At 37.9% G+C, this 16,430-nt stretch carries 4 protein-coding genes; 3 read left to right on the top strand and 1 reads right to left on the bottom strand.

Annotated elements, in window-relative coordinates:
- Positions 1-308: 308 nt before the first annotated feature.
- Positions 309-548, bottom strand: coding sequence for a hypothetical protein (locus PTI45_RS11110; RefSeq protein ID WP_069327641.1), 240 nt, complete (start codon positions 546-548; stop codon positions 309-311).
- Between the two features lie 424 nt (positions 549-972).
- Here PTI45_RS11110 and ectB point away from each other — a divergent pair, with 424 nt between their 5' ends.
- The 3 genes from ectB (at position 973) to PTI45_RS11095 (ending at position 16,426) form a co-directional block, all read left to right on the top strand.
- Positions 973-2,277, top strand: coding sequence for a diaminobutyrate--2-oxoglutarate transaminase (ectB, locus tag PTI45_RS11105; RefSeq protein WP_069327640.1), 1,305 nt, complete (start codon positions 973-975; stop codon positions 2,275-2,277).
- A gap of 131 nt (positions 2,278-2,408) precedes the next feature.
- Positions 2,409-3,617: an ACP S-malonyltransferase gene (gene fabD / locus PTI45_RS11100; RefSeq protein WP_069327639.1), complete on the top strand. Its 1,209-nt coding sequence runs from the start codon at positions 2,409-2,411 to the stop codon at positions 3,615-3,617.
- Positions 3,614-16,426, top strand: a complete 12,813-nt coding sequence (locus PTI45_RS11095; RefSeq protein WP_069327638.1) for a non-ribosomal peptide synthetase — start codon at positions 3,614-3,616, stop codon at positions 16,424-16,426. Before fabD ends, PTI45_RS11095 begins: the two co-directional genes overlap by 4 nt.
- The last annotated feature ends 4 nt before the right edge of the window (positions 16,427-16,430 follow it).

Genomic DNA, 16,430 nt, shown 5'->3' with positions numbered 1-16,430 from the left:
TTAATTTAATGATAACGAGACAAAAGTTTTATATGATGTTGTCCATATATCCAATATGAAATTAGGAATAAATTTGAAATATAACATCCTTTTTATTGTTAAATATATAATATTTTTATATATTTAACAGGATAAAGATGTAAAATAGTTACTTATAAAAGTATTTATAATAAAGATAATAGTCAATAAATTATAAAAAAATCAGACAATTTGAGCCATTTGTCTGATTTTTTTAATAATTAGCTATGTACATAACAGATCGATTGATTTTAAACAAAAAAGTTATTAATAGGTGGTTAGAAGAACATTTAAGAAGTTTGTTTGCTTCTGAAGGCGTATACAAGGATACCTACAATAAAGCCTAAAATAATAAACCCTACAGGAACTGCTATTAATTCTCTGATAGCTGCTTCTGATCCATAATAAGTTTTATTACCAATAACAAGCGGAACTTCTAAGCCAAACATATTTAATACATACACCAAAACGCCTGCAATAATACCAAGTGGAACAAAAATTTTTAAATAATGACCAATAGACTTCGCCATATTATCCACCTTTCTATTATCCAAATACTGGAATGATCTGCTTGAGTATATATCATGAATTGTCAGAAGTCTATTATTTTGTTTATGTTTTCTAAAAATGACATTGTAAACTATATGTAAAATAATTACTTATAAACGCTATTTAAACATGAAATAAGTATTAATAATTACCATTTAATGGTTTGACATCCTCTTCGTTACTAATCTATCATAAGAATGCAAGTTAGATTAGCTGATGAGTTAATTTGTTAAATATTTCTTTATTTAATCATTTGAGTATTATTTCCCATGCTAAATTATTCCACTAATAATTATCATACCTTCCTAAAATTAATCCTATCTAATTTAAAGCAAATGTGTATTACGATTTTGGCACAGCATGTCAAAAATCTTTTGAATATACCAAAAACATGGAGGATGAATAATGAATTCATTTGAGCTTTGGGAATCGAATGTAAGGTCTTATTGCAGAGCATTTGGTGATGTATTTCAATATGCTAAAAATTCAACAATGGTCACTGAAGAAGGGAAACAATTTATCGACTTTTTTGCTGGAGCAGGAGCACTAAATTATGGGCATAATCCTGATTTTATCAAGCAACAGTTGATTGATTACTTAGAATCAGATGGTATTATTCATGGATTAGATATGTACACAATAGCCAAACGGAAATTTATTGATGCATTCACCGAACTTATTCTTATTCCTAAAGAAATGAATTATAAAATCCAATTTTGTGGGCCTACTGGAACCAATGCAGTTGAAGCGGCTTTGAAATTAGCGCGTAAAACAACTGGGCGTACAGGTATATTCTCTTTTATGGGTGGATTTCACGGTATGTCTTACGGCAGTTTGGCAGTTACAGGTAATCTTTATAACCGTAACGGAGCGGGTGCTCCATTGCCAAATGTAACTTTTATGCCTTATCCTCATGGATTTATGGGGAGCTTTGATACGATTGAATACATAGAAAATGTGTTGACTGATCCTAATAGTGGCATAGAAAAGCCAGCTGCTATTATTTTGGAAACGGTACAAGCTGAAGGTGGCGTGATTGTTGCCCCTATTGAATGGCTACAACGTTTAAGCGAGTTATGTAAGCGCCATGAAATTCTGATGATTGTTGATGATATACAAGTAGGTTGTGGCCGAGCAGGTTCATTCTTCTCTTTTGAACGAGCAGGTATACAACCCGATCTTGTTGTGTTATCCAAGTCAATCAGTGGATATGGATTACCGATGTCATTATTACTTATTCAACCTGATCTGGATATTTGGAAACCAGGTGAACATAATGGTACTTTCCGAGGTAATCAACTTGCTTTTATTGGTGCAACCGCAGCTTTGGAATATCGAGAGTCTGTTCATCTCGAAGAAGTGGTCAAACGCAAAGAAGCAATGATTCATACATTTTTACATCAGGAGATAGCGATATTACATTCTACAATAGAAATTCGTGGACTTGGTTTGATTTGGGGAATTGATCTTGGTGGTTTAAAAGACGCAGAAGGTGCCGCCAAATTCGTGGTTTCTCGTTGTTATGAACTGGGCTTAATTATTGAGCGAGCAGGTCGTAATGATACTGTGATCAAATTGATGCCTGCTCTAACGATAGAAACTGAATATCTACAACAGGGATGTAATATCATCAAACAATCTTTAATTGAGTATTTAGATCATCAAACAACGGATTACCAACAACAAGATTATGCTACTGTTATGGAATAATAAATAATTTCAAAATAAAAACAGATAGCGAGTCATTTAAAAAAGCTCGTTATCTGTTATGTTTACTGTTTGCAAAAAGGCTCATCTATAATGATACAGATAGGGTGCTACAGAGAGGAAAGGGATTTGTTATGAGTGGTATTGCTTTATTATTTCCTGGGCAGGGCTCGCAGTATAAAGGAATGGGCGTGAAAACATACAAATATGACTCTCATACAAAACAGATCATGGAAGAAGCCAGCGACATACTTGGCTATGATATGTACACATTATGTTCTACAGGCGAAATGGAACAATTATCACGTACTTCTTACACACAGCCCGCGTTACTAACGATGAGTATGATCGCATTTCAAACATACATGCACCAAGTGGGAATAGAGCCTATTTTATCTGCCGGACATAGCCTGGGTGAATATTCAGCACTGGTTGCTAGTGGGGCTTTATCTTTTCAAGAGGGATTACGACTTGTTCAGCAACGTGGTCAGTTCATGGAGAACACTGCCAAAGATGGTACAGGTAGCATGATCGCTATTCGAGGAATAGACCTCGATGAATTAGAACGGTTATGTATACAACATAGTACACCTGAACAACCTATCGTGATTGCTTGTTATAATTCTCGACTTCAACATGTAGTAGCAGGGCACTCGCAGGCTCTGGAAAGGTTAAACAGATCACTTGAACAGCAACAGGTACAGATGAATTTATTATCTGTGAGTGGTCCTTTTCATACTATTTTGATGGAACAGGCAGCAGATCGCCTGGCAACTTTTTTACATACGCAAACATTTCAACAAAGTCGCTGGCCTATTATTTCTAATGTTACAGCACAACCATACACAAGTGATGTACATATTCGGCAAGGATTAATAGATCAAATGACTTGCGCAGTCAAATGGCAACAGTCTCTGTTATACATGGTAGCAGAGGGAGTACATACAACGATTGAAATCGGCCCACGCAATATATTAACACGATTATCTGAGGATATTGTTCCCACGACCCACGGCTATGCTTTTGATAAACATCAGGATAGACAGCGCTTAATTACAGATTATTCTTTAGATGGTTGGCTTAAGGAATGTCTTGCTCAATCTATATCTTTACCTAACTGCAATTGGAATGAAGAAGAATATGAATTAGGTGTAATTCAACCTATTCAACGACTCAAACAAATGTTAAGCGAAGTGTCGCTCTCCAATACGAATGATTTACATGCAGCGGATATTCGTGAAAAGGCGGCTAGTTGTCTTAGTGAAATATTGCGTACCAAAAAAGGTGAAAAACCAAGTCAACAAGACGTTTTAATACATCAGCTTGTAGGGGGATTGGCATGAAGCACTATCTGACATTATTGGATGCTTTTGAAGATCAAGCCCAGTTGGCATCCCATGGGATTACTTATATTACAGCGGATACGGTAGAAGAATATCAATCGTATCGCCAGTTAAAAGAAGAATCTTTACTGGTGCTCAGAGAACTTCAAGCAGCAGGAATGGTTGCAGGCGATGAGTTACTGATGCAAGTCGAAGATAATCGTTCTTTTTTGAATATATTTTGGGGCTGTCTACTAGGCGGTATTATCCCTGTACCTGTTACGGTTGGAAATAATGAAGAACATCGAATGAAATTATTTAAAATTTGGAATACGTTAAATCATCCATATCTGATCACAGACCCCAAAACATTTTCAAATTTAGAAAAATATGCTGTTCAACACGAATTAAGTGAAGATTATAAGAAAATCGCCAATAAAACATTATTTATCGATGCGCTAGACTATAAAAATCTTACGCCAGGAATCCCTGCGAAAGTGCAAGCGGAAGATCTCGCATTTATTCAATTCTCTTCAGGATCTACAGGTGACCCTAAAGGGGTCATGCTTACCCACGAAAACTTAATTTATAATACACGCGATATTGCCCACGGTACTCAATTAGGCGAAAACAAAGCTTATCTCGGATGGATGCCTTTAACTCATGATATGGGATTGATTGCTTTTCATCTAACTTGTCTCGTTTCGAATGCAACCCAATATATTATGCCTACTGCTTTATTCATAAGACGTCCTACCCTTTGGCTCAAAAAATCTTCAGAGCACCAAGTGACACATATTTGCTCTCCTAACTTCGGCTACAAATTTTTCCTTGCTCAATACAAACCTGAAAATGCACAGAATTGGGATCTTTCTACGATAGAAATGATTCAAAATGGAGCAGAACCGATCTCTATTGAATTAGCAGATCTATTTCTAGAAACGATGAGCAAACATAACTTAAAAAAATCTTCAATGATCGCTGTATATGGGATGGCAGAAGCAAGTGTGGGTGTTAGTCATCCACCGATTCATGAAGAATTAATATCTATCCATTTGCATCGAGATCAATTAAATATTGGAGAAGCTATTGTTGAAGTAGCTTACAATGATCGGAATCGAATTAGTTTTGCAGATGTAGGATATGCGCTAGAAAACTGTGAAATACGTATCAGCAATCAAGATCATCAATCTATACCCGATCTTCATATTGGTCATATTCATATTCGTGGAAAAAATGTAACCAGTGGTTATTACAATAATCCTGTAGCTACTGCTAAAGTGATCACTTCAGATGGTTGGCTAATTACAGGCGATCTAGGTTTTATGTGCGCAGGCCGATTGACTATTACTGGTAGAGCCAAAGATATTATTTTTGTGAATGGACAGAATGTGTATCCTCATGATGTAGAGCGAGTGGCAGAAGAAGTTGAAGGCATTGAACTCGGCAAAGTAGCCGTATGTGGAGTCTATGATGAGAGCATTCAACAAGATCGAATGATTGTATTTGTGATGCATGTAAAGCAGTCTATTGATTTTGCCCCTATTGCTCAACGTTTGAAAAGCCATCTCAATTATCGTGGTGGATGGCAAGTTCATGAAGTATTGCCTATTCGTCGTATTCCCAAAACAACCAGTGGTAAAGTGCAACGCTTTAAATTAGCAGAAGATTATGCACATGGTGTATTTGCTAGTGTAATGACACAACCTTTGTTGCATCCATTAGAAACATTAGAAATACCAGAACAAAAGGATGCGGAAACTATTTTACCAGCAGATTTGTTACAATCTGCTACTGTACCAGATTCTTTGCTATCGGAGATATCTTTACCCACTTCTATATCCGCATCACTAGAACAAGCAGAAGTGGAGCGCCAATTAGTAGATATCTGTCAGCATATTTTAAATACAAATACGATTGGTGTGCATGATAGTTACTTTGATATTGGTGTTAGTTCATTACAAATGGTACAAATCGTAGATCAGTTAGAAGAACGATTCGATGTGAAAGTGGAAGTCACAGATTTTTTCTCCTATCCTACCATAGCCAAACTGGCTCATTATCTAGCAAATGGAGATGAGTCAGTAGATATTTCTGATCATAAGTCTATACCCAATATGTCATCGTCTCTCGCAAGTAAAGATATTGCTATTATCGGAATGGACGGTACATTCCCACAAGCCAGAACGTTAGAACAATTCTGGAGCAATATTGCGGAAGGCAAAGATTGTGTAGGGAGTTACAGCGAGCAACGACAAGCAGATGCACAGTTCTTTATTTCTCAATTGAATACTGAGGGGCGTAGTCAGCAATTAGCAGATGGAGGTTATTTGGATGAAGTGGATAAGTTCGATTATTCCTTTTTTAAATTAACTCCACGTGAAGCTTCATTGATGGATCCTAATCAACGTTTATTTCTACAGACTGTCTGGAGCACGATTGAAAATGCAGGTTACGGTGGCACTATATTATCAGGTCGTAAGGTAGGCGTATACGTTGGTTTTTCCAAAACAAGCTTTGAATACGAGCGTTTACTTAGTGAAGTAACACCAGCTTCTATTTCTAATTTTGCGATAGGGAATCTATCTTCGATTATTCCAAGTCGTATCTCATATCTACTCAATCTTAAAGGACCGGCAGTAACTATTGATACAGCTTGTTCTTCCTCTCTTGTAGCTGTACACATGGCATGCAAAGCAATTCAAAGCGGCGAATGTGAAATGGCTTTGGCTGGTGGAGTGAAAACGATTTTGCTTCCATTAAAAGCAGGGCTAGGCATGGAATCTTCCGATGATCGTGCTCGTGCATTTGATGATAGTTCAGATGGGACAGGTTGGGGAGAAGGCGTAGGCGCGGTGTTTCTGAAGTCTCTGGAACAAGCGAAGATAGATGGCGATCATATTCTAGCAGTGATCAAAGGAAGTGCGATCAATCAGGATGGCAGTACAGTAGGTATATCTGCGCCTAATGCGTTGGCTCAAGCAGAAGTGATTACTCAAGCATGGGAGGATGCAGGTATAGATCCCGAGACGATTAGCTATATTGAAGCACATGGTACAGGAACTCGCTTAGGTGATCCTGTTGAAATCGAAGGCATCAGTCGTGCATTTCGAGCATATACTTCACGGAAACAATTTTGCGCAATCAGTACAGTGAAAAGTAATATTGGTCATCTTTATGAAGCCGCAGGCATTGCAGGACTCATTAAATCTGTTTTGTCGTTACAACATCAACAACTTGCGCCATTGGTTCATTTCCGTACACCGAATCAGCAGATTGCTTTTGAACAATCGCCTGTCTATGTGAATCGTAAGCTTCAACCGTGGCTACCTATGGATGGTATACCAAGACGTTCAGGGTTGAGTTCGTTCGGATTCAGTGGTACCAATTGCCATATGATACTTGAAGAATATATAGAATCTGAAGATCAGGATCGAACACAAATAAATACCGATCCTTTGATTTTGACATTATCAGCACGAACCGAAAAGGCACTTCAACAATTGATTGAGCAATATACGGAATGTTTACAATCTCCTGCGATGTCTGATCGTTTACATGAAGTGTGTTATACCGCTAATACAGGTCGTAGTCATTTACATTATCGAGTGGCTATCGTAGCTCAGTCTTCTACCGAACTCCTAAGTCGGTTAACCCAACTTCATCAACAAGGAATAACAGCGCTGGGGATTTTTGCAGGAAAAGTAGAATTGATTCAAACTTCTGCTTCTAAATATCAAGGGACTATCGATACCTTATTTGCTGTAGAGCAATTAGCTGAACAGTATGTACAAGGAGCGGATATTGCTTGGCAAGAAGTATACGCCCAAAAGAACTATCGACGTGTACCATTACCAACGTATCCTTTTGAACAGAAAAGGTGCTGGATTGAAGCACCTCAACAAGCAGTTTCATTACCATTGCGATCTCAAGAAATAAACAGTAATACATCTCATGAAGTTGTATCTATACAGAATCATCAAGAATCTACGATGCTAATGATGAAGGAGTCGAAGAATGCTGTGAAAGATGTTGTCAGACAAACGATTACGCAGATGATCAGTAATGTATCTCAGTTAACAGCAGAAGAGTTGGAAGCAGATACTCACTTTCTGGAAATGGGTCTAGATTCTATCAATTTGTCTCAAGTGAGACATAGTATCAAAGATACGTTTAATCTAGATATTCCGATGAGTGAATTTTTCGAATCTCTAACGAATCTTAATATACTCACTACGTATATTACAGATATTTTGCCTCAGCAAACGATCGATACATTAATGGGGACTCAGCATGAAGTGATTGTGAATACCTCTTCAGCCCATCATGAAGTCAGTCTGGAAATAGAAATGTCTTCAGCGAACCAAACGGTGACAGCAGACATTCAACATTACACTTCGCAGAGTAATCGTACCCAAAGTATTCCGGAATCTGAAGTGAATAGTTCTTACTCATCTGTAGAACGAATCATGGCACAGCAGCTTCAATTAATGTCTTATCAATTAGAAGTATTAAATGGACAAGCTGTGGCTACGATCGGTTCAGAATCAAGTGTAGTTCAAGAAAAAGCTGTAACTGAATCAATTATCGTAGATCAGCAACAGACATCTCTAACTACCATTTCATCCCAGCAACCAACCATTCATCCAGAAACGAAGCCATTTGTTGCTTATAAGTCATTAGAATTACAAGCAGATCATTCGTTACCTGTACGTCAAGCTAATCATATCCAACAATTAATAGAAAAGTATAATCAGCGCACAGCAAGTACAAAAGAATATACACAACAATATCGCTCTGTTTATGCCAATAATCGCAATATTGCTGGATTTCGACCATTGTTAAAAGAAATGGTGTATCAAATTGTATCCCAACGCGCAGAAGGTTCAAAGTTGTGGGATCTTGATAATAATGAATATGTGGATATCACCATGGGATTCGGAGTGAACTTTTTCGGTCATAATCCTTCATTTATTCGTGAAAAGATTGAAGCTGAGTTACAGCAAGGTATGTGTGTAGGACCCATGTCTAATATGGCAGGGCAAGTGGCAGAAGCGATCACACGGATGACGGGAACGGAACGAATCTCTTTGTATAATTCCGGTACTGAAGCTATTATGGTAGCTTTACGTTTAGCGAGAGCAGCTACTGGACGCAGTAAAGTTGTTATTTTTGCAGGCTCGTATCATGGTACTTTTGATGGCATTCTTGCTCTGGGTAGTGCAGGTGCAAATAAAGAACATTCTACTCCTTTGGCACCTGGAATTTTGCAACATATGGTCGATGATATTGTTGTTCTTAATTATGGTACACAACAAGCTTTAGATTATATTGAAGCCAATGGTCATGATTTGGCTGCTGTACTTGTTGAACCTGTTCAAAGTCGTCGTCCCGATTTTCAGCCGAAAGCATTTTTACAACAGATTCGTGAATTGACTCGTCGATCAGATACAGCTTTTATTTTTGATGAAGTGATTACAGGTTTCCGTATTCATTCAGGTGGAGCACAAGCAATATTCGATATTAAGGCTGATTTAGTAACTTATGGAAAAGTCATTGGTGGTGGAATGCCGATTGGTATCGTTGCTGGAACTACCAAATATATGGATGGAGTCGATGGAGGCACCTGGAGTTTCGGAGATGAATCTTATCCTGCTCATGAACATCGCCGTACTTTTGTTGCAGGTACATTCTGTCATCATCCATTAGCTATGGCGGCAGCATTGGCTGTATTGAACCGTATGGAAGAAGAAGGACCTGAATTACAAGAGAATCTCAATGTAAGAACAGCTCAGTTGGCTTCAGAATTGAATACATTTTTTGAAGATGGACAATTACATATGAAAGTTGTTCACTTTGGATCGTTATTCCGTTTTGTATTAAAAGGAGATCTAGAGCTGTTTTATTATCATATGTTGAATAAAGGCATTTATATCTGGGAAGGACGCAATTGCTTTTTATCTACTGCACATACCGAAGAAGATATTGCTCGTATTGTACAGGCAGTCAAGGATAGTGTACAAGAGTTGCGAGATGGAGGGTTTTTACCTGATCTGCCGACTGATCCAGATGATGATCCGGATCAATTATCTATACCACAACCTATCGATCCTTCTTCTGCGAATGAGAAAATCATTCCTTTAACAGCTGATCAGAAGCAATTATGGTTTGCTTCTTCATCCGGTAAAATGGAAGCTCAGTCCCTTCATGAAACTGCGATTTTGCAGTTTCATGGAGAACTGAATATGACTCTTTTTAAAGAGGCAGTACATACAGTCATGCAACGTCATGACGCATTACGAACGTACATGAGTCATGATGGAGAAAATCAAATGGTTGCTCCACAGATGGAATTGTTGATTCCTGGATTTGATTTTACAATGTATGATTCGACCGACAAAGAACAAAAAATGAAATCATGGTTGAATGAACAGCAACAACTATCTTTCACCATGACTTCGATAGAACCGTTATTCCGTATCCAATGTTTGCAAATGAAAAAGGATGAGTATATTGCTGTGTTTACTTTCCATCATCTTATAGCAGATGGTTGGTCGATCGGTGTGTGTATTCAGGAACTGGAACAGATTTATTCTGCTCTTGTACATAATAAACCTGTTCGCTTGCCTGAATCGATTCCTTTTCAGCAGTACGTCCTATGGCAAGAAGAACAGCTAAATCATTCTAAAAGTCGTGAAGCTGTGACCTACTGGAATCAGTATTTGAAGCAGAGCCTTCCAGTGATGGAGCTTCCATCTATCTATCGAGGTACTCTTTTACCTTCTGTTCAAGGCGGTCGACATACAGTGACTCTGACTGAAGAACTGGCGCAGCAATTGCGTACTACGAGTATTCAATTGGGAACCACTTTATTTGTTACTTTATTGACTGCTTTCAAATATGTACTTCATCGTCTAACAGGACAATCTACAGTCACTGTAGGTGTACCTACAGCAGGACAAGCACATATGGAAGCTTATGCGTTAGTTGGAAATTGTGTAAATCTGTTACCGGTTATTACTGAAGTTACACAGGAAATGTCTTTTGCAGAATATACAGATCAAGTGAAGCAAAAGATGAAAGAGATAGAACAATATCAAATGTATAGTTTTGCATCTTTGGCTGAACGTGGTATAGGACATTTACCCGCTATTCATACTGTTTTTAATATGGACCGTGCATTGCCAGCTCTTCATTTTGAAGGATTAGTCACTGAACTGGTAACTCATGATATTCATTATAGTAAATATGAATTGTTCTTGAATGTCACTCCAATAGGTAAAGAACTTTCTATAGACATGGATTATAATGCAGACCTTTTTTCTAAAGAAGTCATTGAAGAATGGACGATAGGCTTCGTTACATTTTTGGAAAAAGTGGTTGCACATATGGAAGTGCCTATGATGAAGCATACTCTTTTGTCTGCAACTGCTTTGAACAAGCTTGATGAATATTGGATTTCATTAGCAGATCATCAGGGACAATTTCCTTATGTCTTAGACAAATATGGTCAACCCGCTTTGCCTGGAACGATAGGTGAGTTGCATGTTGGACAACAGCATTCAACATTTACTAATTCTCATGATTCGAAAAGTAATCAATCTATACCTGCGTTACAACGTACCGGTCAACTTGTGTATTGGGGCATAGACCAACGCATTCAATATGTAGGCGATACCAATCGTGTTCAGATGATTCGTGGTCATCAAGTTTATCTAGAGCAGTTAGAGAAATACATGATAACTACATTTTCGTTCCAAAAATGTGTGGTCATTCCTGTTATCACTTTAAGTAACACATTCGATCCATATCAACTTTGTGCTTACTTAGAAATGGATCAAACACATCATCAGTCGTATGATCTTGAGTATATTCGTCAACAGATGAGTCAACAATTGCCTGATTATATGCAACCACGTATTTTAATTCCTATGTTATCTATTCCTGTATTGGAAGATGGGCAACCTGATTTGCAATGTTTACCTGATCCATTACAACAAGGAATCACGGCAATACCTTTACAAAGTGGTATTCTTTCTGTTGAAAATGAAAGTGATACGACTTATAAACTTCTTCAAATCTGGCAGGACGTATTAGGGATTGAAAACATACAGCGAACAGATAATTTCTTCCAATTAGGAGGAGATTCTTTGAAAGCTACCGTGATTTTATCACGCATTAATAAAGAATTTGCTATACATATTCCGCTTCGTGAAATGTTCAATCTACAGACTATAAGTGAACTTGTCCAGTATATTGAGGGCGGTGAACATATTATTTATCTGCCGATTGAATCCGTTGAACCTCAAGCCTTTTATCCCGTATCATCTGCACAGAAGCGAATGTATATTATGGAGCAAATCGGTAATGGTGGACTAGCTTATCATGTTTCTGGACAGCTTATGATTCAAGGTCCATTGCAGACAGAGCGTCTTATCAAAGCATTACAACAAGTCGTTGCTCGCCATGAATCATTTAGAACCTCATTGGAATGGGATCAGGATCAGGTGATTCAGCGTGTTCATCCATATCTGCCAATTGAAATAGAGACTCTATCGATTCAAGAAAAAGAGTTGCCAGAAATGCGTCAGGCTTTTGTGCAGCCTTTTCAACTGAATCAATCTCCGTTATTTCGAGCTCAATTATTAACATGGTCAGATCAGAATTATGCTCTTCTCGTTGATATGCATCATGCAATAGCAGATGGATTTTCAATGGCGATACTATTGGATGAATTAGTTCATAGTTATCAGGGAAGATGGTTACCTGAAGTTCATGTTCATTACAAAGACGTAGTGATGTGGCAACAGCAGCAGATAGCAGAAGGAATATTACAGACACAGCAAGCTTACTGGCTGAATACATTAAGTGGTGATCTGCCTGTTCTGAACTTACCTACTGATTATATCCGTCCGCAGACACAACAATTTGCGGGTCATACCTTAACGTTCACAATTGATAATGTGCTGACTGACAAGCTATATACATTAGCGCAACAGACGGGAACGACATTGTATATGGTGTTGTTGACAGCTTATGAGATTCTTTTGTCTAAATACTGTGGTCAAAACGATATGATTATTGGTACTCCTGTAGCTGGACGTAGACATGCGGATACAGAAGCGGTGATCGGAATGTTTGTAAATACATTAGCTTTGCGATTACAACCACAGCCGTCTCAGAATTTCTATCAATTATTAGAAGAGGTAAAACAAGTATCTTTAAATGCTTTTGAGCATCAAGAATACCCATTTGAAGAACTGGTAGAACAGCTGGATAGCGTACGTGATCTTAGCCGTAATCCAGTATTTGATACACTATTTAGTCTGCAAAATACAGGTACTAATATTTTGAGAGCAGGAGAAGTCACTTTTGTTCCTGAGGAATTTAATGCGGGGATAGCCAAGCTAGATTTATCGCTGTATATGACGGAACAGAAAGAACAATTGGATTGTACATGGGAATATGCAACAGCATTATTTGCACAAAGTACTGTTGAACAATTACATCGACACTTTATTCACATTTTACAATTAGCTGTTGACCATAACCATCTTCCACTTGCAGAAATCGATCTAATGACAGATATAGAAAAGCAACTGGTATTGCATGATTTTAATCATACAGCAGTGCAGTTCCCTTCTAATCAGACTATCCATAGTCAGTGGGAACAACAGGTAAGATCATTGCCTGACAATATTGCATTAGTCTGTAATACACAATCAATCACTTATAACGAATTGAATGAACGTGCGAATCAATTAGCACATACGTTGGTTCAATATGGAACAGGTTACGATCAATTGATTGGAATTATGGTAGATCGATCGATTGAAATGGTAATTGGTCTGCTAGCTATCCTCAAATCAGGTAGTGCTTATGTTCCGATTGATCCTGAATATCCAATAGGTCGGATCGAGTATATGTTGGAGCATAGTGAAGCTTCGATTTTACTGACGAGCCGTCATTTGTTAAAAGAACTGAATTATACAGGCACAGTATTATATCTTGAAGATCAAGCATCTTATCATATGAATAAAACGAATGTAAACCTTTCTGTAAAACCAGAGCATCTTGCTTATGTCATCTATACTTCAGGGTCTACTGGACAACCGAAAGGTGTAATGTTGCAACATCGTTCGGTTATGAATTTTGTAACAGGAATGAAGCAAGTGATTCCTTTTACTCCAGATAAAGTGATCTTATCTCTAACCACGATGTCTTTTGATATTTTTGTACTGGAAACGATATTACCGCTATTGGAAGGAATGCAGGTAGTTATAGGAGAGCGTCATCATCAAGCAGACCCTATGGAGCTCGCTAAGTTAATCATCGATTATCGTATTGATATGATGCAAATGACGCCTTCTCGTCTCCAAATGCTACTTAATCATGAAGAGGGTAGACAAGCCCTACATCATGTAAAAGATATGATGATCGGTGGAGAATCTCTACCGATCCAAATGTTGCAACAACTTCAGACTATTGAAGGATTACGTATATTCAATATGTATGGTCCTACCGAGACAACAGTCTGGTCGACTGTTAAAGAATTAACAAAAGCTTCTTCGATATCTATTGGTCAACCTATTGCCAATACAGAATTATATATTGTTGATTCTGCAATGAGAACTCAACCGTTGGGGGTTGCCGGCGAATTATGTATTGCAGGTGAAGGATTGGCTCGAGGGTATTGGAAGCAAGAAGACCTTACAGATGAGAAATTTGTAGATAATCCATTTACAAGTGGTCAACGTATGTACCGCACTGGTGATCTAGCACGCTGGAAAATCAACGGTGAGATCGAATTTATCGGACGTATTGATTATCAGGTTAAAGTGAAGGGTTTCCGAATTGAACTAGGCGAGATTGAGAATTGCTTAACTGCTATGGAAGGCATACAAGAAGCTGTTGTGGTAATTAAAACAAATGATCAAGAAGAACCTGTAATTTGTGCTTATGTTATTCAGAATACACAACAAGAATATACAGGAGCAGATCTACATCAATATGTTGCCCAACACCTTCCTTATTATGCGGTACCTTCACATTATACATTTATCGATCAGATGCCTTTAACACCGAATGGCAAAACCGATCGTAAAGCATTACCTGAACCTCAAGAGGGGTATGCAACACATACTGAATATGTGGCTCCAGAAAATGATCTAGAATGGCTAATGGCTCAAATTTGGCAAGATATATTGAAACGTGAATTGGTGGGAGTGCATGATAATTTCTTTATGCTTGGAGGAGATTCGATCAAAGCGATTCAAGTGATTGCAAGGCTACATGAGCATAACTATACACTTGATATCAAATCGTTATTTGAACATCCATCGATTCGTGGATTAAGTAATATTGTCCAATCTAGTGTTCTTCTTGTAGATCAATCTCTAGTAACAGGTGAAGCGATATTATCACCTGGACAGCATGCATTCCTACATCAATATTCAGATATCTCTATTCCTTATTATCAATCTGTATGGTTGCGTGCTAACGAGCGTTGGGAAGAGAAAGCTGTAAGAACAGTGATAGAGAAGTTGCTAGAACATCATGATGCTCTACGTTTGGGATATATACCTGTAAATAATGAGTTTTCAGAAAAGACAGACAAGGTAAACGATCAGAATAAGCAGATGCAAGGAAAGTGGATCTATCAGACACCAGACCCGTCGTTATTTAGCTTGGATATATTGTCCTTATCTTCATCACCAGAGCAGGATCACGAATATATGCAGCAAGAACAGAAACGGATCGGTCAGCAGATCATTCCAGGAACAGGGCCACTGATTCGGTTAGCTATTTTCCATACTAATACGAGCGATTATTTATTCATTGCTCTACATGAGTTATTGATAGATCAAGCTTCATGGTCTATTTTATTGAAAGATTTAGCACTCGGGTACAGCCAATATTTAGCAGATCAACCGATTCAATTTGTAGATAAAACAATCGCTTATCAGACATGGAATCAGCAGTTAGAGTATCAACTCATCACAGGGAATTGGCAGAACCAGGTTCGCTACTGGAACCAGATTCCATCGGATATTCAAAACAACATTCCAAAGCTTGCACAACAAGCGAATTTACGCCCGATGAATCAAATGTCAATCAAGTGCTCACTGGAAAAAACAAAACAATTGATGACTGATGTACATCATGTCTATGGAACTCATACCTCTGAAATTTTGTTGGCTGCTTTTGGTCAAGCTTTACAGTTAGCGATATATCCAAATGAACAAGCCCTTCTTATAGATATGAAAATAACAGGACGTGAAATGTTATTTACAGAAGGACAGCAGACATGGGATGCCACTCGCACAATCGGTCATTTTAACTCATTGTATCCACTTGTATTTAATACGACATCAGAGGATCTTGCTGTTGTGCTTAAACAGGTCAAAGAATCAGTAAGACAGGTACCGGATCAGGGAATGAGTTACGCTATGCTTCGATACATGGAAAATGAATTGTCTGAACACTATACACCAGTTAGCTTTCATTATAGAGATGTTTGGAATAAAGAGTATCTACATTTTGAAGCAGAATTATTAGATCATTTGGCTCAAGTACCTTCTATTCACGATTTAGTATGTAGTACTTATATAGAAGAAGAGCAGCTAAATATTAAGCTGAATTACAATACTGAACGCTATACTGCTACAGCTATAGAATTACTGTTACAGCATATAGAGCGCTCATTAGGGTCTATGATTGATCACTGTATGCATAAAGAAGAGCGTGAATTAACACCCACTGATGTCGGTGCACAAGATATAGATTTGGAAGATTTCGAAGATATCCAACAATTTTATGAGAATGTCTAATTAT

Origin of the sequence: Paenibacillus nuruki, assembly GCF_001721045.1 — a bacterium.
Lineage (GTDB): Bacteria > Bacillota > Bacilli > Paenibacillales > Paenibacillaceae > Saccharibacillus > Saccharibacillus nuruki.
This window is presented reverse-complemented; position numbering and strand designations above follow the sequence as displayed.

Bases quoted from the DNA above. Each gene is read 5' to 3' on its own strand.
- PTI45_RS11110 (WP_069327641.1), bottom strand. From the start codon at position 548: ATGGCGAAGTCTATTGGTCATTATTTAAAAATTTTTGTTCCACTTGGT.
- ectB (WP_069327640.1), top strand. From the start codon at position 973: ATGAATTCATTTGAGCTTTGGGAATCGAATGTAAGGTCTTATTGCAGA.
- fabD (WP_069327639.1), top strand. From the start codon at position 2,409: ATGAGTGGTATTGCTTTATTATTTCCTGGGCAGGGCTCGCAGTATAAA.
- PTI45_RS11095 (WP_069327638.1), top strand. From the start codon at position 3,614: ATGAAGCACTATCTGACATTATTGGATGCTTTTGAAGATCAAGCCCAG.